This window comes from Brevundimonas lenta (assembly GCF_014196335.1).
GTDB lineage: Bacteria > Pseudomonadota > Alphaproteobacteria > Caulobacterales > Caulobacteraceae > Brevundimonas > Brevundimonas lenta.
In genome coordinates this window covers 1,271,216-1,293,672 of record NZ_JACIDM010000001.1, presented here as the reverse complement: position 1 = coordinate 1,293,672, position 22,457 = coordinate 1,271,216, and the positions used below count along the sequence as shown (strand labels likewise).

The 22,457-nt window shown below is 68.5% G+C and carries 21 protein-coding genes; 5 read left to right on the top strand and 16 right to left on the bottom strand.

Annotated elements, in window-relative coordinates; translation table 11 throughout:
- Positions 1 to 18: 18 nt before the first annotated feature.
- Positions 19 to 2,055 (top strand): alpha/beta hydrolase family protein, encoded by a 2,037-nt coding sequence (locus GGR12_RS06370; RefSeq protein WP_183203501.1) that lies wholly within the window; start codon positions 19 to 21, stop codon positions 2,053 to 2,055.
- A 504-nt stretch (positions 2,056 to 2,559) separates the two neighbouring features.
- Here the strand turns inward: GGR12_RS06370 and GGR12_RS06365 are convergent.
- The 14 genes from GGR12_RS06365 to GGR12_RS06300 all read right to left on the bottom strand — a co-directional run bounded on the left by GGR12_RS06365 (position 2,560) and on the right by GGR12_RS06300 (position 17,504).
- Positions 2,560 to 5,550, bottom strand: a complete 2,991-nt coding sequence (locus GGR12_RS06365) for a TonB-dependent receptor domain-containing protein (RefSeq protein ID WP_221212211.1) — start codon at positions 5,548 to 5,550, stop codon at positions 2,560 to 2,562.
- 202 nt (positions 5,551 to 5,752) lie between these two features.
- Positions 5,753 to 7,063 (bottom strand): cell division protein FtsA, encoded by a 1,311-nt coding sequence (ftsA, locus tag GGR12_RS06360; RefSeq protein WP_183203500.1) that lies wholly within the window; start codon positions 7,061 to 7,063, stop codon positions 5,753 to 5,755.
- 24 nt (positions 7,064 to 7,087) lie between these two features.
- The gene (locus tag GGR12_RS06355) at positions 7,088 to 7,981 is read right to left on the bottom strand and encodes a cell division protein FtsQ/DivIB (RefSeq protein ID WP_183203499.1); all 894 of its coding nucleotides are present in this window, start codon (positions 7,979 to 7,981) and stop codon (positions 7,088 to 7,090) included.
- Positions 7,969 to 8,904, bottom strand: coding sequence for a D-alanine--D-alanine ligase (locus GGR12_RS06350; protein WP_183203498.1), 936 nt, complete (start codon positions 8,902 to 8,904; stop codon positions 7,969 to 7,971). Before GGR12_RS06350 ends, GGR12_RS06355 begins: the two co-directional genes overlap by 13 nt.
- A gap of 52 nt (positions 8,905 to 8,956) precedes the next feature.
- On the bottom strand, positions 8,957 to 9,457 hold the full coding sequence (locus GGR12_RS06345) for a DUF5946 family protein (RefSeq protein ID WP_183203497.1): 501 nt from the start codon (positions 9,455 to 9,457) through the stop codon (positions 8,957 to 8,959).
- Entirely contained in the window at positions 9,441 to 10,355 is a 915-nt protein-coding gene (gene murB / locus GGR12_RS06340; protein WP_183203496.1) for a UDP-N-acetylmuramate dehydrogenase, read from the bottom strand. Before murB ends, GGR12_RS06345 begins: the two co-directional genes overlap by 17 nt.
- The gene (locus tag GGR12_RS06335; RefSeq protein WP_183203495.1) at positions 10,352 to 10,804 is read right to left on the bottom strand and encodes a GFA family protein; all 453 of its coding nucleotides are present in this window, start codon (positions 10,802 to 10,804) and stop codon (positions 10,352 to 10,354) included. Before GGR12_RS06335 ends, murB begins: the two co-directional genes overlap by 4 nt.
- Positions 10,804 to 11,256 (bottom strand): DMP19 family protein, encoded by a 453-nt coding sequence (locus tag GGR12_RS06330; RefSeq protein ID WP_183203494.1) that lies wholly within the window; start codon positions 11,254 to 11,256, stop codon positions 10,804 to 10,806. The genes GGR12_RS06335 and GGR12_RS06330 overlap by 1 nt, the downstream gene beginning before the upstream one ends.
- Positions 11,253 to 12,683, bottom strand: coding sequence for a UDP-N-acetylmuramate--L-alanine ligase (murC, locus tag GGR12_RS06325; protein ID WP_183203493.1), 1,431 nt, complete (start codon positions 12,681 to 12,683; stop codon positions 11,253 to 11,255). The genes GGR12_RS06330 and murC overlap by 4 nt, the downstream gene beginning before the upstream one ends.
- A 43-nt stretch (positions 12,684 to 12,726) precedes the next feature.
- Entirely contained in the window at positions 12,727 to 13,386 is a 660-nt protein-coding gene (scpB, locus tag GGR12_RS06320) for an SMC-Scp complex subunit ScpB (protein WP_343053117.1), read from the bottom strand.
- Complete coding sequence (locus GGR12_RS06315) at positions 13,383 to 14,216, bottom strand: segregation and condensation protein A (RefSeq protein ID WP_183203492.1); 834 nt, start codon at positions 14,214 to 14,216, stop codon at positions 13,383 to 13,385. The genes scpB and GGR12_RS06315 overlap by 4 nt, the downstream gene beginning before the upstream one ends.
- 34 nt (positions 14,217 to 14,250) lie before the next feature.
- A complete protein-coding gene (gene nagZ / locus GGR12_RS06310) occupies positions 14,251 to 15,288 on the bottom strand; it encodes a beta-N-acetylhexosaminidase (RefSeq protein WP_183203491.1) in 1,038 nt (345 codons plus the stop codon).
- A 189-nt stretch (positions 15,289 to 15,477) separates the two neighbouring features.
- Entirely contained in the window at positions 15,478 to 16,254 is a 777-nt protein-coding gene (locus tag GGR12_RS06305) for an SPOR domain-containing protein (RefSeq protein WP_183203490.1), read from the bottom strand.
- A gap of 74 nt (positions 16,255 to 16,328) precedes the next feature.
- A complete protein-coding gene (locus GGR12_RS06300) occupies positions 16,329 to 17,504 on the bottom strand; it encodes a deoxyguanosinetriphosphate triphosphohydrolase (protein WP_183203489.1) in 1,176 nt (391 codons plus the stop codon).
- 65 nt (positions 17,505 to 17,569) lie between these two features.
- Here GGR12_RS06300 and erpA point away from each other — a divergent pair, with 65 nt between their 5' ends.
- The 4 genes from erpA to GGR12_RS06280 all read left to right on the top strand — a co-directional run bounded on the left by erpA (position 17,570) and on the right by GGR12_RS06280 (position 19,924).
- Positions 17,570 to 17,947 (top strand): iron-sulfur cluster insertion protein ErpA, encoded by a 378-nt coding sequence (erpA, locus tag GGR12_RS06295; RefSeq protein WP_183203488.1) that lies wholly within the window; start codon positions 17,570 to 17,572, stop codon positions 17,945 to 17,947.
- Between the two features lie 75 nt (positions 17,948 to 18,022).
- On the top strand, positions 18,023 to 18,313 hold the full coding sequence (locus GGR12_RS06290; RefSeq protein WP_183203487.1) for a metalloregulator ArsR/SmtB family transcription factor: 291 nt from the start codon (positions 18,023 to 18,025) through the stop codon (positions 18,311 to 18,313).
- Positions 18,310 to 18,981: an SdpI family protein gene (locus GGR12_RS06285; protein ID WP_183203486.1), complete on the top strand. Its 672-nt coding sequence runs from the start codon at positions 18,310 to 18,312 to the stop codon at positions 18,979 to 18,981. The genes GGR12_RS06290 and GGR12_RS06285 overlap by 4 nt, the downstream gene beginning before the upstream one ends.
- 13 nt (positions 18,982 to 18,994) lie before the next feature.
- Complete coding sequence (locus tag GGR12_RS06280; protein ID WP_183203485.1) at positions 18,995 to 19,924, top strand: alpha/beta hydrolase; 930 nt, start codon at positions 18,995 to 18,997, stop codon at positions 19,922 to 19,924.
- Here GGR12_RS06280 and GGR12_RS06275 read toward each other — a convergent pair.
- Positions 19,921 to 21,252 (bottom strand): dihydroorotase, encoded by a 1,332-nt coding sequence (locus tag GGR12_RS06275; RefSeq protein ID WP_183203801.1) that lies wholly within the window; start codon positions 21,250 to 21,252, stop codon positions 19,921 to 19,923. The two genes, GGR12_RS06280 and GGR12_RS06275, sit on opposite strands and share 4 nt — an antisense overlap.
- Positions 21,253 to 21,404: 152 nt before the next feature.
- Positions 21,405 to 22,358, bottom strand: coding sequence for a glycosyltransferase family 9 protein (locus tag GGR12_RS06270; RefSeq protein WP_183203484.1), 954 nt, complete (start codon positions 22,356 to 22,358; stop codon positions 21,405 to 21,407).
- Positions 22,359 to 22,457 lie beyond the last annotated feature (99 nt).

Sequence of the window (22,457 nt, the reverse complement as noted above, 5' to 3'; positions counted from 1 at the left end):
CGCCCCGGGGGTTTGATTATGATCAAGGTATCCATTCTGGCGCTCGCCGGCGCCCTGGCCGTGAGCACCGCAGCGGTCGCCCAGCCCGCGCCGTCCGCGCCCGCCGACGCATCCGCCGCCGCGGTGACGGCGCCCACCATCGAGCAGATGTCCGCCCTGCCCGCCATCTCCAGCCTGGCGGTTTCGCCCGACGGCAAGCACATCGCGGGCGTAGAGGCCCGGGGCGATTCCAGCGTCATTCTGGTGTGGGACCTGGAACGCCCGGGCTCCGCGCCAACCGCGATCGGTTCGGCCCAGATGAAGATTCAGGGCGTGACCTTCGTGAAGGACAACGTCCTGGGCGTCAGCCTGTGGCAGCCATTCGACCAGGACAACTACAAGACCTTCATCGGCAAGTTCATGCTGACCGATCTTGAGGGCAAGGAATGGCACGACCCGATGTCGGTGCTGCGCGCCCGATCGGAAGGCGAGGAACGGTTCGCACGGCTCTCTAGCGCCGATCTGCTGGACCGGCTGCCGAACGATCCGGACAACATCCTGCTGTCTATCGGAGCAGAGGTTTATCGTCTCAATGTGCGGACCAACCGCTCGGAGCGCATCCAGCGCGCCGGCGAACGCACCATCGGCTACGTCACCGACCTGACCGGCGCCCTGCGCACCCGGGCGGTCGCCGATCGCGACGGGGAAGGCCTGTATATCTCCACCCAGCTCCGCAATGACTCCGGCGGCTGGGACGAGCATATCCGCAACCACATCAAGGACCGCGAGGTCTTCGCGATCGCCGGTTTCACCGCGGACCCGAACATCGCCTACGTCATCTCGAACCGCGGCCGGGACAAGGCGGCGATCTTTGAATACGACGTCCGCAGCCGCCAGCTGGGCGAAGTCGCCTTCGAACACCCGCTGTTCGAGGCCACCGGCGTGGCCGTCGACAACCGGGAGGGACCTACCTTCGGCCAGGTGATCAGCTTCCACTACGCCGGGCCGCGCGACGACGAATATGTCGTCGACCCGGAATACGCCGCCCTGAACGACGCGCTGAAGAGCGCACTCAACATCCAGGAAACCCCGCTGCGTTTCACCGATCCGGCCACCGGCCAGACGCGGATGATCCGTTATCCGCAGGACCGCTACTTCAATATCGTCTCGATCTCCGAGGACATGAATGTCGCCGTCGTGTGGGCCGGCGGCGTCAACGATCCGGGCCAGTACTACCTCCTGAAGAACAAGACTGAACTGACGCCCCTGTCGCGGCCCTATCCCGGGGTAAATCCCGCAGCGCTCGGAACGACGCAGATGGTCTCGTACAAGGCGCGTGACGGCCTGGACGTCCCGGCCTTCCTGAGCCGCCCGCCGGCGTCGTTCGGCCCGGGCCCCTTCCCTACCGTGATCATGCCGCACGGCGGCCCGTGGTCGCGGGACAATCTGGAATGGGACTACTCGTGGTGGCGCGTGCTGCTGACGTCGCGCGGCTACGCCGTGCTGCAGCCCCAGTTCCGCGGCTCGGACGGCTGGGGCCGCCGCCTCTGGACCGCAGGCGACAACGAATGGGGCCAGAAGATGCAGGACGATCTCGACGACGGCGCCAAATGGCTCGTCGAACAGGGTGTCGCCCAACAGGATCGCGTGGCCATGTTCGGCTTCTCGTACGGCGGCTACGCGGCCATGGCCGCCGCCGTGCGTCCGAACGGAAACTACAAGTGCGCCATCGCCGGGGCCGGCGTGTCGGACCTGAGCCGCATCCGCTCGGGCCTGTTCCGCAACCCCTACACCCGTGAAGCCCAGCGCGACACGGTGAATGGCTTGAGCCCGGTCACCCAAGCCAACCGGATCCAGATCCCGATCATGCTGTTCCACGGCGACCGGGATACGACCGTCGAGCTGGAGCAGTCGGCGGCCTTCGTCGGCGCCGCGCGCGGCAGCGGTCAGGACGTGCAGTACCACGTGGTCCAGGACTATGCCCACGGCCCGGCCTGGACGCCGGCGGTCGAGGCCCAGCAACTGCGGCTAATCGAAGACTACCTCCGCACCGGTTGCGGCGGCAACGGCCTCTAGGCCGACACTCGCTTCATACAATGCGGAAAGGCCGCTCCCTTCGGGGGGCGGCCTTTTTCGTTGCCGGCCAGCCCTCCGGCGACGGCGCTCGCAGATGGGGAGCCAAAAGCTGCCGGGGCCCACACCGGCTGACTCCGCTGCTTTGGGCGGTAGCGGGAGTCGCGGCTGCGCCGACGCGGATCACGCGGCGCTGTACTTTGAGGTTCATCAGGCGCCTTGGCCTCCGGGACAGGGACCGAAGCCCGGCTGGCCATCGCTGTAGCCGGAACGACGTCGGGATGTGCGGGGGCCGATCTGCGAGCCCGGAACCGGGCGCGGCCGCCGCACTGACGACGCGAGACAGATATCCCTGTCGCCGGAGGCCAGGGACGCCCACGGCCCTGTCTGAGGGCCGACGTTGGGACGCGAGCCGCAGAACCGGCTCCGCCGTTGCTCCGGACAAACGAAAAGAGGCGGCGGACCGAAGTCCGCCGCCCCCATTCGTGTCGCTCAGAAAGCCCTGGTTTAGAAGGACTTCGAGAGGTTGATGAACACGCTGCGGCCCACGAAGTCGTAGCCCGAGTACAGCGGCGAGTTGCCCACGCCACCAACCCAGTAACCCGTCGCCGTCGGCGGACGCTCGTTGAAGAGGTTCCGCACGCCGGCCGTGACCGTCAGGTCATCCGACGACCACTGCGCCGAGACGCCGTGCAGGAAGTACTCGTCGACCGAGGCGTCGATGCCGTTGGCCGCCAGGCTGACGCCGCCGTTTTGTTCGGCGTACAGCTCTTCGTCCGACATGGCGTCGATCCATTCCACGCCGTAACGAACGCGCCAGGCATCCCACGAGTAGCTGACGCTGGCCGTGGCCGACCATTCCGGATCGTTCAGGCTGCCGACCGAGTTGTAGACCGGGTCGGTCGGGAACAGGATCGACTCGCGGCGGATGTAGTTCGTCGCCGAGGCGTTGAACAGCATCGAGCCCGGACCGACGTCCACGCTGTAGCGCAGGTTGTAGTCAACGCCGGTCAGGAGGTCCGAAGCGATGTTGACGTAGCCGTTGGTCACGGTCAGGGCGCGGGTGGCCGAGTTACGCGAGACGAGGGCGCAATAGCCGTTGTCCGCGGCGAACTCGGCGGTAGCCGAACCGTAGCACTGCGACAGGATGAAGCTCGTGCCGACCTGATCGACGCCATTGCTGACTTCGATCTCGTAGTAGTCGACCGCGAACGAGAAATCACCCCAGCCGGTCGGCAGTTCGGGCTGAAGGATCAGGCCCGTGGTGAAGTTCGTCGAGGTTTCAGCCGAGAGACCGGCAGCGGCGCCACCAGCTTGCAGAACCTGGACGCTGCTGGTGGCGGTGAAGCCGGCCGGCAGGCCTTCAGAGCCGCAGTTCGCGACAATGTTGAGGTTCGGGCTGTTGGTGTAGTCGTTACAGATGTCGTTCGTGCTGCTGATGAAGCCAGCGGTGGCGCCGAGGAACTGCTCGAACAGCGCCGGGGCGCGGTACGAGGTGCCGTAGGTGGCGCGGAACGTCAGGAAGTCGACCGGGGTGTAGACCAGGCCGACCTTGTAGGTCGTGTCGTCACCGTAGGACTCGTAGTCCGTGTAACGACCCGAAGCCGTCAGCGTCAGCTCCTGGGCGAACGGCATGTTCGCCAGCAGCGGCACTTCAACTTCGCCGAAGACTTCAACCACCGAATCCGAACCGCGGGTGATGGCGGCGGTCGAGAAGTTGTAGGTGTTGCCGTTCTGCGAATCCAGGCCCGGCGTGTCGTCGATCTCGGCTTCACGGTACTCGGCGCCGATATAGGCCTGCACCTCGCCCGCGGGCAGGGTGAACAGCGGGCCGCTGAGGCCGCCCGAGAAGACCAGCTCGTTGTACTTGGTGATGCCGGTGACCGGACGGAACACGTAGTTCACGAAGTCGGCCGGCAGGTCGCCGCCGATCGTGGCGTTGTTCAGGGCCGGAGCCGTGATGCACATTTCAGCCGGGTTGCCGACGTTGGCGCGGCAGGTCAGGCCGTTGCGGACGAGGTACGAAGGCGTACCGCCCGGAGCGGCGACGACGTCCAGCGACTTGATCAGACGGTCCGTGAGGAACTGTTCCGACGTGTAGGTCGATTCCGAAGTCGTGTAGCTGACGTAGGCGTCGTATTCCCAGTTCTGCAGGAAGAAGTCGCCACGGATGCCGACCAGGTTCTTGAAGAAGTCGACTTCCTGGGTCGAGTCGTAGTTGCCGAAGCCGATGAAGGCGCGGGCTTGCACGTTACGACCCGGGTTCAGGCCCTGGTTGCCCGACATCGGCGCGAGAGCGGCGATGTTGGCGGGGACCAGCGGGCTGCCCTGGGCGTAGTCGAGGGTCAGCTGACGGAAGCCGACCTGGCTCGATTCACGACGGTTGAACAGCGACTCTGCGTAGATCTCGGCGTCGCCGAGAGCGCCGAGGTCGTAACCGCCGGCCAGGTACAGGGTGCTGACTTCAACCGGCGAGAACAGCGAGTTGTTCAGCACACGCGGGTCGAAGGTGTCGCGAACGCTGGTGCCGTAGCCGCTGTTGCCGCCGCCGACGCCTTCGAAGCCGGTCAGGCCCGTGGTGACGGCCGAGTTCGGACGCCAGCGGTTGAAGGTGGCCGAGCCGCCCAGAGCGCCCTGACCGGCAACGGTGGCCGTGCCGAGGGTGTTGATGGTGACGCCGCCGTTGTCGAGCGAGAAGCACTTCGACTTGCCGGTCATCGGATCGATGTAGTCGGTGCCGTCCGTGAAGCCTTGCGTCGGGCAGCGAGCCCAGTCGCGGGCACCGAGGGTCAGCTCTTCGCGGTTGTAGTACTCGGCCGAACCGAGGACGTGCCAACGGTCGCCGTTCAGGCCGCCCGCGATCGAGATACGCGATTGGTCACCTTCGCCGGCGGCGTCGGTGGTCGCGTTGTACTGGCCCTCGATGATCAGGCCTTCGAGGTTGTTGCGGGTCACGATGTTGATGACGCCGGCGACGGCGTCCGAACCGTAGATCGACGAAGCGCCGTCACGCAGCACTTCGACGCGCTCGATCAGAGCCGACGGCAGGACGTTCAGGTCGGCCGAGCCGACCGAACCGCGCGAACCGGCCGGAGCGACGCGACGGCCGTTCAGCAGGACCAGGGTACGCGTCGGGCCAAGGCCGCGCAGCGAGACGGTGTTGACGCCGGGACCGCCGTCGACGACGAAGCCGCCGAACAGGTTGTTGATCTGGGCGCTGCCGCCCGTGATCGCGGTGCCTTGCAGGATTTCCGTGGTCGAAGCCAGACCAGCGAGGGTCGCTTCATCACGGGTGATCACCTGGATGGGCGACGGCGAGTTGTAGGTGTCGCGACGGATGCGCGAACCAACGACGACGACTTCTTCGATTTCGGTCGCGTCCTGGTCGGCCTCATCCTGGCCGTCCTGGGCCAGAACTGCGGTCGGGACGAAGGTCACGGCGCCGAAGGCGGCGAGACCGGCCACGATGGTGGAAGTCAGAAGGCGTTCTTTTGACAAATTGATCACTCGGAAAAGTCCCCCGATTGGAAGGTTAATGCGGCAATAGCTGAAAGCTGCGCCCCGCCCGTGCCACACCTAAGTCACACGCGTGCCCAATCCCTAACGAGGCTGACACGTTGGTGGCAAGGGCAACGCTTTCGTCGACTTCAAGTTGACGAGCAACCGTCACAGGTAAGCCACACTTCACCTGATTGGAGTATCAGAGGTTCTCGCGAAGCCAGCCAGCGGCGCGCGCAACGAGCCCACCAGTGTGTTGCCGGGGCGCATCGGCAGCGGTGATCTGACGTGACATCAGCTTTCTGGCCGATACGGCTTCACGCGGACCATAGGCTGCACGAAGCAGGACGCCGGCCGCCGAGCAGAAGGCCGGTCCGGAGGCTGCGTCGGCCAGGTGAGGAGCCCGCTGGGGCTTGCCGAGCCGGACCGGACGATCGAACACACGCACCGCGAGTTCGCGCACGCCGTTCAGCTGGCTGGCGCCGCCGGTGAGGACCAGGCCCGCGCCCGGCTCGAGGCCGACGCCGGCGTTGCGCAGACGGTCGCGCAGCAGTTCGAGGGTTTCCTCGACGCGCGGGGCGATGACGGTCTTCAGCATGGCGCGGGGCACCACGACGGGGCCGGCGGACGGGTCCTCGCCGCGCGGCGGGGCCTCCAGCATCTCGCGGTCCTCGTTGGCCGAGGCCATGGCCGAGCCGTGCAGGGTCTTGAGTCGCTCGGCGCCGGCGCGGGAGGTCGACAGGCCGCGGGCGATGTCAGCGGTGACATGATCGCCGCCGACGTTGAGCGATTCGATATGCAGCAGGGAGCGTCCGCCCCAGACGGCCGCCGAGGTGGCGCCGCCGCCCATATCGATGCAGACGCAGCCGAGATCCATCTCGTCGTCTTCCAGCGCTGCCAGCGACGAGGCGACCGGCGCGGCGACGACGCCCTGCAGGTCCAGGTGCGCCAGCTCGAGGCAGTGGCTGAGCGCATTGAAGGCGCTCTCGGCCATGGAGACGACCAGCAGGTCGAGGCCGAGCGAGTGGCCGCGCATGGCGCGCGGATCGTGCACGCCGCGCGCGCCGTCGACCGACCAGGCGATCGGCAGGACGTGGATGGGGCGGCGGTTGGGCAGGCGGATCTGCGCCAGGGCCATGCCGATGGCGCGCGCCAGATCGGCGTCGCCGACAGGGTTCTGGCCCAGCGAGACGCGAGCCTGGACGCGATGACTGGCCATCTGGCCGATGGCGGTCGTGACGACGACGCCCGAGACCGGCGAGCCGGCGGCCCGTTCGGCGCGCTCGACGGCGTGGCCGATGGCCTGGGCGGCCTCGTCCATGCTGACGATGCCGCCGCCGCGGATGCCGCGCGACTGCACGTGCCCTGCCCCGGCCACACGGATGGTGCGGTCGGCGTGGCGCACGCCCTCGGGCTTCATGATGAAACAGCCGACCTTGGATTGACCCAGGTCAAGCGCGGCGACGACCGGCGCGCGCCCTGCGGCGCCCTTGCCCTCTACCGATCTGTCCATCGAACGTCCGGCCATGCGCAGTCCCTAACCCGTTACGTCGCCGGCGGAGGGCCGGACGGCGACCTCCTCGGGCGTTCTCAAATCGATGCGGGCGAAGCCCAATTCCAGCAGCCGCTCGCGTTGATCCAGCGCGTCCAGCTGGATCAGGGCCGCGTCCTGATCGGTGGCGGGCAGCTGGATGAGGCTGCCGTCCTTCAGGCGCAGGTCCCAGCGGCGTTCGTCGACGCGAACCAGCGCCTCCAGACGCGACATCAGCCGCGGCCGTTGCGCGATCAGCGGCAACACTTCTGAAGCAGCCTGCTCCGCGCCCTTGCCGACAACCAGCGGCAGGTTCGGATAGCGGCCGGCATCGGCGCCCTGGATGACCTGGCCGTGGCCGTCGATGACGAAGGCGCGGCCGCCGGTCTGCCAGACGGCGAGACGGTCGTGTTCGGTGACGTCGACGATCAGGGTGTTCGGCAGCAGACGCACGACGCGCGCCGACTTGACCCAGCCGACCTGCTCGACCCGCTCGCGCACGGCGTCGAGGTCGATGGAGGTCATCGGCTGGTCAGCCTGCAGCTGGACAGCGTGCTGGATGGCGGCGGTCGCCTCGGGGCTCTCGCCCTCGATGAAGACCTTCTCCAGCTTCAGGCCCATGCCGGCGGTCAGGCCGTCGACGCCGTGGCCGATCGAGGCGCTGATGCGCTCGGCGCGCGCGCCGGTCGCCAGCACGCCGGCGAGGACCAGCACGCCGGCCGCAATCGAAATCATCACCGCGCGCGGCGACAGGTCGAGCCTGCCGATCGCCGCCATCTTCCCCGGCACAGCCGGAGCGTTACGCGGCGCGCGACCGCGCCCTCCCCCTTTGGAAGCCGCAGGCCGCTTGGCAGGCTGGTTCGAATTCTGTCGCCGACCGCCGCGAACTACCGCGGGCATGAGGCGTCCTCCACCATCCACCGGACCAGGTCTTTGTAATCCATCCCGACATAGGCGGCCTGCTCAGGGCTGAGCGAAGTCGGCGTCATGCCGGGCTGGGTGTTGACCTCCAGAAGAACGAGAACGTCGTTAAGATCGTCATAACGAAAGTCCGATCGTGAAACCCCTCGGCAACCCATCGCCGTATGCGCCAGCTCGGATTCGCGCAGCGCTCGCTCGAAAATGTGTGGCGGCAGTTCGGCCGGAAGCACGTGGCTGGAGCCGCCGGGGGCGTATTTGGCCTCGTAGTCGTAGAAGCCCTTCTTCGGGGTGATGTCCGTCACCGTCAGGGCACGCGGCCCCGACTTCTCCCCAAGAACCGTCACGGCCAGTTCCTTGCCGGCCACGAAGGGCTCGACCATCACCAGCTCGCCATAGGTCCAACTGCCCTCGCCGGTCGCCGCGCAGGGGGCGTCGCCGGGCATGACCACATAGACGCCGACCGAGGAGCCCTCGGCGTTCGGCTTGACCACATAGGGGGGCGGAATGACGTGGCTGCGCGCCACCGCCATGCGGTCGAACAGACCGCCGCCGGGCACGACCACGCCCGCGGCCTTCAGCACGGCCTTGGACTTGTCCTTGTCCATGGCCAGGGCCGACGAGAGAACGCCGGAGTGGGTGTATGGAATGGCGAGGGTCTCCAGCACGCCCTGAACGCAGCCGTCCTCGCCCCATTCGCCGTGCAGGGCGTTGAAGACGACGTCGGGCTTCAGCTCGGCGAGGACCTGGGCCAGATCGCGGCCGGCGTCGACGCGGCTGACCCGGGCCACCTGCCCTTCCAGCGCATCGGCGCAACCCTTGCCTGAGGACAGCGAGACCTCCCGTTCCGACGACAGACCACCCATCAGGACGGCGACGTGCAGGTCGGAAAACGGGCGGGTCATGACGGGCTCCACAGACACTCACCGCAATGCGGCGAATGTCCTTAACAAGGCATCAACCATCGCGCGCCCAGCGGCGGATGAAATCGTGGTGATCGGACCAGTCGGCCCAGGTCGCCTCGGCCCAGCGGCGTACGGCGGCGCGGTGGGCGTCGGGCTCCACGGCGTCGACGACGTCAGCGACGGTGACGGCGTAACGGTCACGCTGGGGTAGTTCGGGCAGGCTCGCCTTGCGGGCGGCGAAGCCGAGCATGGCGGTGTTGGCGGCCTCGCCCGTAAGCCCACCCTCGATCTGGACCCACAGGCGCGCCAGATGCAGGCCGACGGACTGGATCGCCCGACGCGAACCGTCCCCGGGATGCTGGATCGCCCAGACGTCGACCGTCAGCCGGTGGACCGGCATCAGGGACGGGTCCTCGAACTCGCGCGCGATGACTGTGTTGAACGCGCCCCAGCAGGCGGGCGACGAGGTCATGTAGGCGTGGACCGGCCCGTCGACGGCCGCGAGCCGCGAACCGCAGCCCGGGCAGACGGACGTGTCAGCCGGGGCGGCCAATGCGCCGGATCTCCCAGTGCAGATCGATGCCGGTCTTCGCCAGCACGTCCGCCCGCACGGTGTCACCCAGGCTTTCGATGTCGGCGGCGGTGGCCTCGCCCGGGTTGATCATGAAGTTGGAGTGAAGCTCGCTGAACATGGCGCCGCCGCCGGTGACGGCGTGCAGCTTGCCGCGCCAGCCGGCCTCGTCGACCAGCTTCCAGCTGGAGTGGCCGTCCGGGTTCTTGAAGGTCGAGCCGCCGGTCTTTTCGCGGATCGGCTGGGTCTGTTCGCGGCGCGAGGTGATCTCGTTGATCTTGGCCTTGCTGACCGCAGGATCGCCCGCCTCTGTTTCAAACAGGGCTGACAGCACAACAAGGTCTGCATCCTGCAGGGCGCTGTGCCGATACGTGTACTGGAGATCGGCCTCACTCATCAGGAAGACAGACCCCTTGCGGTCCATCACAGTCGCCGTGACGAGCACATCCTTGGTCTCACTACCGTAGCAGCCAGCGTTCATGAATGCGGCGCCGCCGACGGTGCCGGGTATGCCTGCGAGAAACTCCAACCCCGCGATCCCCGCCTCTGCAGCCTTCCGGGCAAGGATGGCGTCCGGAACCGCAGCACCTGCCGATATGCTGACGGAATCGAGGACCTGAACCTTGTTGAAGCCGCGCCCAAGGCGGATCACAACGCCTTCAACGCCGCCATCGCGGATGATGACGTTCGACCCGACCCCCAGCGTCGTGACGGGCACGTTCCGATCCAGAGCCTTCAGGAACTCGGACAGGTCCGTCTCGTCTTCCGGCAGGAACAGCACATCGGCGGAGCCCCCGACCCGGAACCAGGTGAAAGGCGCGAGGGGTTCATCACGCAAAAGCTTGCCGCGCACGGCGGGGAGAGAGTCGCGCCAGGTCATGCGTGTCCTTGATCAAGTTCGGACCAGAGCGGCGCGGCGGGGACGCCTTCGCCGGTGTTACGTTGCGGCAGGCCGTCGTTGAGGCGCAGCCAGCGCACCTTCGACTGAATCCCGCAGTGGCCGCCCAGCGGCACGAGGTTAGGGTCGTCGAGGCTCCCGATGCTGACCGCCATGGTCGGCTCGGCGAAGGCGTCGAAGGTCAGGGGCGTGCCGCACTTCGGGCAGAAGCCGCGCTGCGCCTTGTCCGAGGAACGATAGTTGGCGCACGGCTCGCCCAGCCAGCTGAAGGCGGCGCGGTCCACGTCGAGGAAGCCGGCGGCGACCTGACCGGTGGCGCGCTGGCACATGCGGCAGTGGCAGAACTCGGCCGTGCGCGGCCGGGCGTCCAGCGCGTAGCGGACGGCGCCGCACTGGCAGCCGCCGGTGGCGAAGGGTTCGCGAACGCTCATCAGGAGGCACGTCCTGAGCCGTCTAACTTTCTTTGAGCGGCTTCATTCTTCAAAGCATAGCGGTCGGCGGCGTCCCAGAAGCCTCCGGCCTCGGTTTCCAACAGGTCCGCAAAGCGGTCTTCGATCTCGGTCGAGGGCGTGACACCTCCGCGAGCGGCACGCTCTCTCGGATAGGCCTCACCGAAGGCCCGCATGGCCAGCGCAAGTTGCGCAGACGTTTCCGGCATCCCGAGCGCTTGGAAGCCCACAACAGCTTCGGGAGCCAGTATGCCCGTGTGGTTGCTAAAGAACTGGCCAAGTCCGCCATTCTGGATTTCGGACTGGGTCCAGTGGGTCACAAACAGGTGCCGGGACGGTTCGGGCAATCTCGCGAGCTGAGCGGTGAAGACCCCCGGCTCGTCATATATGCGGACGTCGTCCCAATAGGGTTCGACCAGGTCCCAATAGCTCACCCCAGCGCCTCCAGCTGCGCCGGCAGGGCGTAGGCCCAGCTAGTGATGTCGCCGGCGCCGAGCAGGACGACCAGGTCGCCGGATTTGGCCTCTTCGCGGATCATGCGCGGCAGGACGGCGGCGTTCTCCAGCGGCTGGACAGAGCGGTGGCCGAAGCGGCGGACGCCGTCGACCAGGGCGTGCTTGTCCACGCCCTCGATCGGGCTTTCGCCGGCCGGATAGACGTCGGCGACGATGACGGCGTCGGCGTCGGAGAAGCAGGTCGAGAACTCGCCCATCAGATCGCGCAGGCGGGTGAAGCGGTGCGGCTGGACCACGGCGATGACGCGGCCCTCGGCCACCTGACGGGCGGCCTTGAGGACGGCGGCGATCTCGACCGGGTGGTGGCCGTAGTCGTCGATGATGCGGACGCCGTTCGCGACGCCGGTGGTGGTGAAGCGGCGCTTGACCCCGCCGAAGCCGGCCAGACCCTTGCGCAGGGCCTCGTCCGAGACGTCCAGTTCGCGCGCCACGGCGATGGCGGCCAGGGCGTTGGAGACGTTGTGCCAGCCGGCCATGGGCAGATAGAGGCCCTCGATGCGGATCGGCTCCTCCAGCGCGGCCATGCCCTGCTGCTGGATGACCACGTCGAAGCGGCAGCCGTCGGGGCCCATGTCGCAGTTGTCGGCGCGGACCATGGCCTGGGGGTTCAGGCCGTAGGTGACCAGGCGGCGGTTATCGATCGAGGCGACGAGGCGCTGGACCTCGGGGTGATCGAGGCAGACGGCGGCGAAGCCGTAGAAGGGGATGTTCTCGACGAAGTCGATGAACGCCTTCCGCACTCCATCGAAGTCGCCGTAGTGGTCGAGGTGTTCCGGGTCGATGTTGGTGACAATGGCCACGGTCGACTTGAGGCGCAGGAAGCTGCCGTCGCTCTCGTCGGCCTCGACCACGATCCAGTCGCCGTCGCCGACTTTCGCATTGGTGCCGTAGGCGTTGATGATGCCGCCGTTGACCACCGTCGGGTCCAGACCGGCGGCGTCCAGCAGGGCCGCGACCATGGAGGTCGTGGTGGTCTTGCCGTGGGTGCCGCCGACGGCGATCGAGAACTGCAGGCGCATCAGTTCGGCCAACATCTCGGCGCGGCGAACCAGCGGGATGCGGCGTTCGCGGGCCGCGACCATCTCGGGGTTCGAGGCCTTCACGGCGGTCGAATAGACCACCGCCGACACGCCCTCGGCGACATTGGCGGCGTCGTGGCCGATGAAAACCTTCGCGCCCAGCTTCTCCAGCCGCTCGGTGTTGGCGCTGGCTTTAGCGTCCGAGCCCTGCACCGAATAGCCGATCTTGAGCATGATCTCGGCGATGCCGCTCATGCCGATGCCGCCGATCCCCACGAAATGGACGGGACCGAGGTCGAACGGGACGGGGCGAAGGCGAGCGATCATCGAAGCCGATTAGCAAGGGCCGTGCAGGAATGCACGACCCCGATCAGTCGTCGCTGACGAAGTCCTGTGCGAACTCGGGCGAGTCCTCCATGCCTTCCAGCAGCGGGGCGTCGTCCTCGTCTGACGTGCGGGTCGGATCCGGGACCTCGAAGCCGACCGGGATAGACAGGTCCAGCAGGCCCGCGGCCTTCATCTCCTGGATGCCCGGCAGGTCGTAGAGGCTGGCCAGGCTGAAGTGTTCGAGGAATTTGTCGGCGGTGCCGTAGGTCACCGGGCGGCCCGGCGTGCGGCGGCGACCCTTCAGCTTCACGAAGCCCATCTCGAGCAGCAGGTCGAGCGTGCCCTTGGACAGGGAGACGCCGCGCACGCTCTCGATCTCGGCCCGGGTGCAGGGCTGGTGGTAGGCGATGATGGCCAGAGTTTCGAGCGCGGCCTTCGACAGGCGGCGCGGCTCCTCGCGCTCCTCGGTCATCATGAAGCTGAGGTCGGCGGCGGTGCGGAAGCGCCAGCGGTCGGCGACGCATTCCAGCTCGACCCCGCGGCCCTGGTAGCGTTCGCGCAAGCCGGAGATGGCTCCGCCCACGTCGGCGCCCTCGGGCAGGCGGCGCGCGATCTCGGCGGCCGACAGCGGACCGGCGGCGGCGAACAGCAGCGCTTCGACGCGACGTTCGATCTCGTCATGGTCGGGGGCGAACTGGATCACGGGGTCAACTCCAGCGGCTGGCCCATCCCGGGCCCCTGCCCGCGCCGCTTCAGGAAGACCTCGGCGAACGCCTCGGCCTGTTTCACATCCATGGCCCCTTCCTTCACCAGCTCGAGGCTGGCCGACAGGGTGGACGCCGTATAACTGGCCTGGGATGGGCCTTCGTCGCCGTCCTTCTCGGGGGCGATGCGCTCCAGCGGCGTCCACTGGTTCAGGCGGGGCAGGATGTCGCGCAACCAGTCGCGGGCGGCCTCCAGCTGGAAGGCCTCGACGCGCTGGCCGGGATTGTAGCGACGCAGCTCCTCGCGACGTCGCTGGGTCACATAGGCGGCCATCAGCTCGTACAGGCTGGCGTCGATGCGGTCGGACGGCACGATGACCAGCGCCTCGGGATCGCCGCGGGTGAAGACGTCGCGCTTGAGCCTCGGACGGGCGGTGATCGCCTCCACCGCCTTGCGCATGGCTTCCAGCTTCTGGAGGCGGAAAGCCAGGGCGGCGGCCATCTCCTCGGCCGGCATCTCGTCGCCCTTGCCCTTCTCGTTGCGGGGCAGGAGCAGGCGGGACTTCAGATAGGCCAGCCACGACGCCATCACGAGGTAGTCGGCGGCGAGTGAGAAATTGCGACGGCGGGCCTCGTGCACGAAGGCGAGATACTGCTCGGCCAGTTTGGTGATCGACAGCTTCAGCAGATCGACCTTCTGCGTTCGCGCCAGCGCCAGCAGCACGTGCAGGGGCCCTTCGTAGCCTTCCAGATCGACGACGAAGGCGTCGCGGGCGTCAGCCTGTTCGACCGCCGTGAAGTCCAGATTGGGCTGGAAGGCGTCGGTCATTTGAGTGACCTACCGCGCTTCGCGCTACTTGAGGTCATGCCTGCGCCTCTCCGACGTCAGGCCCCTTTGCGGCGTTCAGGCGGCCCGACAGCATGGCGTCAAAGCGGTCGCGGGCCTCGCGGACGTCCAGCGGTTCGGGTGAGCGGACAATGCGGGCCATGGCGGCGTCGGCCCGTCTGGCGGCCTTGCTCTGGAGGGCGCCGACGGCTTCGGCGACCTGACGCATCTCGGCGAGGTCGCCGTTGCAGTGCAGGACCACGTCGCAGCCGGCCTTGAGCGAGGCTTCGGCCCGCTCGGTCAGGGAGCCGGACAGGGCCTTCATCGACAGGTCGTCGGTCATGATCAGACCGCCGAAGCCGAGGTGGCCGCGCATCAGCCTGATGGCCTTCTTCGAGGTCGTGGCGGGGCGCTTGCCGTCGATGGCGGTGAAGACGACGTGGGCGGTCATGGCCATCGGCATGTCCGACAGGCCCTTGAAGGGCGCGAAGTCCCAGCCGTCGAGCGCCGCGAAGTCGGCGTGCACCACCGGCAGGTCGTGGTGGCTGTCGGCGAATGCGCGGCCGTGGCCGGGCATGTGTTTGATCACCGGCAGGACGCCGCCGGCCATCATGCCCTCGGCGGCGGCGCGGCCCAGCTGGGCGACGGTGGCCGGGTCGCGGGCGTAGGCGCGGTCGCCGATGATGTCGTGGGCGCCCGGCACCGGCACGTCCAGCACCGGCAGGCAGTCGACGTTGATCCCGACCGACTTCAGATCGTGCGCCATCAGGCGTGAGCCGAGCCGGACCAGTTCCCGCGCGCCGAGCAGGTCGTTGGTGGCCTTCAGATAGGCGTCGCCCGGCGGATATTTCGGCCAGTGCGGCGGGCCCATTCGCTGCACCCGACCGCCCTCCTGGTCGATCAGGACCGGGGCGTCGGCGTCGCCGATGCAGTCGCGCAGTTCGGACGTCAGCGCCCTGAGCTGGTCCGGGCTGTCGACGTTGCGACGGAACAGGATGAAGCCCCACGGGCGGACGTCGGAGAAGAAGGCCTTCTCCTCCTCCGTCAGCCTGTGGCCGCTACAGCCCAGGATCATGGCCGCCCTCAAAGGCTCACCCTCTTCCGCTCATCCCCGCGAAAGCGGGGACCCAGTCCTTTCGTTGAGGCGCCGGCGGCCTGGATTGCAAGGCCAGCCTTCCCGGCGGGACCGTCCATCCACAGCACTGGGTCCCCGCTTTCGCGGGGATGAGCGGGACGGAGAGTCATCGGGACCGTCAGCGCTGCCTCAGCGGACGATGCAGTCGCCGCCGGACGCCTTGATGGCGCTGCACAGGCCGGTCGCCTGTTCGCGGCTGAGGCCCGAGACGGTGGTGCGGTAGACCGTGGAGCCGTTGGCGGCGGTGACTTCCTGCACCCGACGGCTGGCGCCGGCGGTGAACTGCGGATAGCGGCCGACCGTGGCGTTGTACTCGCGCTCGGCCAGGGCCGGGGTCGAGAAGGCGCCGATCTGGACGCCGGCGTTTCCGCCGGCGGGCGCGGCCGGGCGCGGCTCGACCTTGGCGGGCGGCGGCACCGTCGCGGCCGGGGGCGGCGCGGGGCGGGTCGCCGGCGGCGCGACCGGAGCCGGCAGAGGCGCGGCGTCGACGGGCTGCGGCAGCGGACGCGGCTGGACGGCTTCCGGCGGCGGGGTGAAGGTCGGGGCCGTCGTGGGGGCCTCGACATCGGAATAGACGTCGATGCCGGCTTCCGGATCGACCGGCTGGGCGTCGATGGGGGCCTGGGCCTTCATCTGGCCCACGGGCGTGCCGACGGCGGGCGGTGCATCGTTCGAGGTGCGCGGACCGGCGCGGTAGTAGACCACCACGGCGACGATCAGCAGGATCAGGACCACGGCCGAGATGATCAGGGTCAGCGGCGGGGCCTTGCCGCCGCCACCGCCGCCACCGGCCCCGCGCCGCGCGTCGTAGCCGCCGCGATCGAACGGCAGGTCGTCATCGGTCGGCGGCGTATAGGCGCCGCGGTCACGGCCATGGTTCGGGCGATAGGGATCTTCGTGGGACATGGCCGGCCTTTTTGGGTCCGCGCGCGAATCGACGCGCGGACGTTCACTCTAACCCGCCCTGCCGGCCTTTCGAATCACAGATCGAGAGCGAGGTCGAGGCTGAACAGTTTCTTGTGTTCCTCGATGGCGTAGCGGTCGGTCATGCCGGCGATGTAGTCGCACACCGCCCGGGCCCGTTTGGCGTCGTCGCCGGTGCGCGCCTTGCCCGACCATTCGGGGGGCATGGTCTCCGGCTCGGCCATGAACAACTGGAACATCTCGGCGAGGATGCGCCGCGCCTGGCTGCGGGTGCGATTGACCCGGTAGTGCCGGTACATCCGCTCGAAGAGGAATTTCCGCAGCACGCCGAGGTCGGCGAGCATGCCATGGGAGAAGGCCACCAGTGTCCGCTTGCCCATGCGCACGTCTTCGGTGGAGCGGATGTTGTCGGCGTCCAGACGCATTTCGGTCTCGGCCAGCACGTCCTCGATCATGGCCCCGATCATTCGGCGAACCGCCTCGATGCGGATCATGCGGTCGTTGACGTCCGGCCAGTCCTTGCGCACGCCGTGCAGGACGGGGCCGATCAGGGGCACATCGGCGAGATCGTCGAGGGTGAACAGCCCGGCCTGTACGCCGTCGTCCACGTCGTGATTGTTGTAGGCGATGTCGTCGGCGATGGCGGCCGCCTGGGCTTCCAGCGAGGCGAAGGTGCCGAGGCGCAGGTCCCAGCCGGGGGCGTAGTCGGCGATGGCCTTCCAGGCGGGTTCGTCGAGGCGGTGATTGACCGGGCCGTTGTGCTTGACCACACCCTCGACGGTCTCCCAGCTCAGATTCAGGCCGTCGAACTGGGGATAGCGCTCCTCAAGCTTGGTGACGACGCGAAAGGTCTGGACGTTGTGGTCGAAGCCGCCCCAAGGCTTCATCTGCACCTGCAGTTCGTCCTCGCCGGCGTGGCCGAAGGGCGGGTGGCCGAGGTCGTGGGCCAGGGCGACGGTCTCGGCCAGGTCGGTGTCGAGGCGCAGGGCGTGGGCCAGCGAGCGGGCGATCTGGGCCACTTCCAGCGAATGGGTCAGGCGGGTGCGATAATGGTCGCCCTCGTGCGCCACGAAGACCTGGGTCTTCTCCTTCAGGCGCCGGAAAGCGGTCGCGTGGATGATCCGGTCGCGGTCGCGGGCGAAGGCATTGCGCGTGCGGCTGATCGGCTCAGGAACCAGCCGTCCCCGGCTGTGCTCGGGATATTCCGCATAGGGCGCGTGGTCAGGGATCAACGTCGGCGGCTCTGCTTTGGCCGCGGGCCTTTGCGAACGCCCGCCTGCGCCTCATATAGACCCACGTGAGCACCGTCCAATCCGCCCCCGCCTTCCAGGTTTCCGCCCCCACCGGCGGCCATGGCCTGACCCTGTCCGAAAGCGCCGCGCGCCGCCTGGCGAAGCTGGGCGAGGCCGAAGGACGGCCCGTCCTGCTGCGTGTCGCGGTCGACGGCGGCGGCTGTTCAGGCTTCCAGTACCGGTTCGAGCTGATCGAGGCGGGCGACGCCGACGACATCCGCATCGAGGCCGATGGTCAGGCGGCGGTGGTCGACTCCATCTCCCTGCCCTTCCTCAAGGGCTCCGAGATCGCGTTCGTCGATGATCTGGCAGGGGCCCAGTTCGTCGTGCGCAACCCGAACGCCGCCTCCAGCTGCGGCTGCGGGGTCAGCTTCTCCATCTGATCTGACGAGCCGATGAACAGCCGGGACTGATGTCGGGGCTTGAATTTAGGAATATTCCTAATTAGTCTTTTGCCTATGAACGCACTGTTCAAGGCCCTGTCGCACCCGGTCCGGCGTCGCATCATCGAGATGCTGCGCAAGGGCCCGATGGCGTCCGGCGATATCGCCGCGGCCTTCGACATGAGCTGGCCGACCATCACCGGCCATCTGAACGCACTCAAGGAGGCCGGCCTCGTCTCGCCCGAGCGGGACGGCGCCTCGATCCGCTACCGGCTGGAGATTTCGGCCGTCGAGGAAGCGCTCGCCTTCCTGATGGCCATGACCGGGACGGGACAACGCGAGGACGACAGGGAGGATCGATCATGAGCCGCAACCGCATCGCCGCCGCCGACATCGCCACCATCGCGGTCGGCCTGATGGTCGTCGCCGCCGGGGTCGCCGTGATCGTGGCCGGGCCGATCGAGCTGATGCCGGTCCACTACGGCCTCGACGGCCAGGCGGACCGGTGGGGCGGCCGCGCCGAGGTCGGCGGCCTGATCACCGGCCTGGGCGTGTTGATCACCCTCGTCGCGGGCGGCATCGGCCTGGCGGCGGGCCAGACCGAGGACCCGTCGCGCCGTCGCGGACTGCGGATGGCCCAACTGGTTGCGCTGATGGCCCTGCTGGGGGTCGTCCTGTTCGCCGGCGGGGCCAGCCTGAGCGGCGCAACCTCCATCGCCGGCGGGCTGCCGATGGCGGGCCTGAGCGTCGTCCTGCTGGCGAGCGGCGCCTTCCTGGGCCGGGTGGCGCCCAATCCATTCGTCGGCGTGCGCACGCCCTGGGCCTACAAGAGCCGTCTGGCCTGGGACCGCAGCAACCGGCTGGCGGGGCGGCTGATGTTCGTGCTGGGTCTGTTCGGCCTGGCCGCCTCGGCCGTGGCGCCGCAACCGGCGGGCATCATCGCCCTGTGCGTGGGCCTGCTGATCGCCGTGCTGTGGGCGGCGGTCGAGAGCTGGCGCGTGTGGCGCACCGACCCTGACCGCCAACCCTTCTAACCCGGAGTCCGACATGCTGAGCCTGATCCTCGCCGCCGCCCTGGCCGGCCCGATCGAAACGCCGGTGACGGTGCCGTCGGAACCCGCCGGCCTGCACGGAACGCTGCTGGCGCCCGAGGGCGAGACGCGGGCGGTCGCCGTCATCATCGCCGGCTCCGGGCCGACCGACCGCAACGGCAACGCCGCGGCGCTGGGCCTGAGCAGCAACAGCTATCGCCTGCTGGCCGAGGGTCTGGCCGCGCATGGCGTCGCGACGGTGCGGTACGACAAACGGGGGGTCGGGGAGAGCGCCGGCGCGGCGGTCCGCGAGGAGGACCTGCGCTTCGACACCTATGTGAACGACGCCCGGGCATGGGCGGGCGCGACGGCCGCCCGGACGGGTCAGGACTGCGTCTGGCTGATCGGGCATTCGGAAGGCGCACAGATCGCGGTGAAGGCGGCGGAGACACGCAGAGACGGCATCTGCGGCCTGATCCTGCTGTCGGGTCTGGGCCAGCCGGCCAGCGCGGGGCTGCGGCTGCAGCTGGAGGCGGCGCCGATGCCGGAGGCCCTGCGGGAACAGGCGCTGACGGCGTTGGCCGAGCTGTCGGCCGGGCGGCCCACCACGTCCCCGGCGGGGCTGGAGTCGCTGTTCCGACCGTCGGTGCAGCCCTACCTGATTTCGTGGCTGCCGCTGGATCCGGCGGCGGCGATCCGGGGCTGGCGGGGGCCGGTGTTCATCGGTCAGGGCTCGACCGACATCCAGACCAGCGTCGCGGACGCCGAAGCCCTGGCGGCGGCCCAGCCGAACGCGAAACTGGTGATCTGGGACGGCGTGAACCACCTGCTGAAGATCGCGCCGGCGGACCGGACGGCCAACGCGGCCACCTATGCCGATCCGACCCTGCCGCTGGCCCCCGGCGTCGTCGACGACGTGGCCGGGTTCATTCTGCAGGCGCGCTAGACCAGCGTCTCCTGGAAGCGCACCGGGCGGCCGTGGGCCGTGCCCTGGAGTTCGCCGTCGCGCATGACGATGCGGCCGCGGACGATGGTGGCCATGGCCTTGCCGGTGGCCTCGAAGCCGTCGAACGGGGTCCAGCCCGAGCGGGTGGCCATGTCCGCGTGCCTGAGCACGTGCTTCTTCTTCAGGTCGACGATGGTCAGGTCGCCGTCGTAGCCCTCGGCCATGCGGCCCTTGCCGGCGATGCCGAAGACGCGGTTGGCGCCGTGCGAGGCCAGGTCGATGAAGCGGTCCAGCGTCAGGCGGCCGTTGGCGACGTGGGTCAGCATGACCGGCACCAGGGTCTGGACGCCCGGCATGCCCGAGGGCGAGGCCGGATAGGGCCGCGCCTTCTCTTCCAGCGTATGCGGGGCGTGGTCGGAGCCGAGGACGTCGGCGATGCCCTGTTCGATGCCGCGCCACAGGCCGGCGATGTGCGGCGCGTTGCGGATCGGCGGGTTCATCTGGGCAAGGCCCTTGAGCCGCTCGTAGGCCTCGTCGCCGTCCAGGGTCAGGTGCTGGGGCGTGACCTCGACGGTTGCGACGTCCTTGTGGTGGGCGAGGAAATCGATCTCATCCGCCGTGGTGACGTGCAGGACGTGGATGCGGGCGCCGGTCTCGCGCGCCAGGCGGACCAGGCGGCGGGTCGACATGATGGCGCTCTCGGGATCGCGGACCTCCGGGTGGCTGGTCCAGTCTCCGGTGCGGGCGAGCGGGCGGCGCTCGACGAGGCGGTATTCGTCTTCCGAGTGGAAGGTGGCGCGGCGCTTCACATGACGCAGCACTTCGCGCACGCCGTCGTCGTCGGCGACCAGCAGGGTGCCGGTCGAGGCGCCCATGAAGACCTTCACGCCGCAGCAGCCCGGCAGGCGCTCCAGCTCGGCCAGGTATTTCGCGTTCTCGTGGGTGCCGCCGATGTAGAAGGCGTGGTCGGTCCACATGCGGTCGCGGGCGCGCTCCAGCTTGTCGGCGAGCGTGTCGGGGTCGGTGGTGTTGGGCTCGGTGTTCGGCATTTCGAACACGGCGGTGACCCCGCCCAGGGCGGCGGCGCGGGATCCGGTCTCCAGATCTTCCTTCCACTCGAGACCCGGCTCACGGAAGTGGACCTGGGTGTCGATGACGCCCGGCAGCACAGTCAGGCCCGTGGCGTCGAAGCTTTCGCCAGCGCTGTGGCGCGACAGATCGCCGATGAAGGCGATCTTGCCGTCGATGATGCCGACGTCGGCGAGGCCGCGTCCGGCGTGGTTGGCCACCTCGCCGCCACGGACAATCAGGTCAAAGGTCTGGTGCACGGAAGACTGGGTCATGGGGCGTCTGAATAGTCCGAAAGCTGGCCGCTGACAGGATCGGAGAGCAAAAAAACAGTCTCACGAGTCTCGAGTCTCACCGCCGCCCGTCGACAGGACGCATCCTGCCACGCCGGTACGTCAGTTGCGGACGTAGATCAGGCCCGTTCAGCCAGCAGCTTGAGGGCCGCCTTCAGCATGCGGTCCGCCGAGACCTCGTTCATGTGCTGGATGGCCTGGTTGAGGCCGGGGTCGATCTTGCGGAACTCCTCGACCGAGCGGGGGCCGCGCACGGCGATGCCGTTCCAGGGGCCGCGGACAGTGTCGTCGGACGGGCCGAAGGCGGCCACGACGGGCGTCCCCACGGCCGTCGCCAGGTGGGTCCAGACCGAGTCCCCGCCCAGGTACAGGCTGGCATGGCTGAGCAGGGCGGCGGCCTGCAGCTTCGTCAGCTTGCCCTGCAGTTCGACGGTGCGGTTGCGCGGCAGGGCGAGGCGGATGGTGTGGGCGGCGTCACGGTCGGCGTCCTCGCCGATGACGACGACGCGACCGCCGGCCAGCGGACCATCGGCGGCGGTCAGGGTGGAGGCGATCTTGGCGTAGCGCTCGGCGGGCCACTCCTTGCCCATCCAGTCGGCGCCGGGAGCGACCGCGAGGATGGGGCCTTCGCCCGGAGGCAGCAGGGCCTCGGCGCGGGAGACGGTCATGTCGGACACGAAGATGCGCGGCGGCGGGACCTCGTCCAGCTGCAGGACGCGGGCGGCCAGCTCGACCTTGTGGACCCCGGCCTCGTCCTTCGAGCGGATGGCGCGCTTCTGGCGGCTGAGCTTGCCGGAGAAGGTGGTGCCGCGCATGTCGACGACCAGGCCCCATTTGATCGCCCGGACCTGGTTCCACAGGCCCAGCCATTCCAGCCGGCCCTCGCGGTCGAGGACGATCAGGCGATCCAGACGGGGCGTGTCGGCGAACAGGGGCGCGGTCACGGGCGAGCCGACGACCGTGAAGGACGCCTGGGGCATGGCCTCGACCAGGTAGGCGAGCACGCCCGACGACAGCAGCGCGTCCTCGGCGTCCGCCTCGGCGAGGTACAGAATGGGGAAAGGTCCCGCCATGGGACGAACCGTATACGGATTCTCGGCGGGTGAAGGGGCGCAACCCCGGTGGAGGCGGGTTTTCGCAACCAGGTTGTGGACGGTCTCGCTTCCGCGACA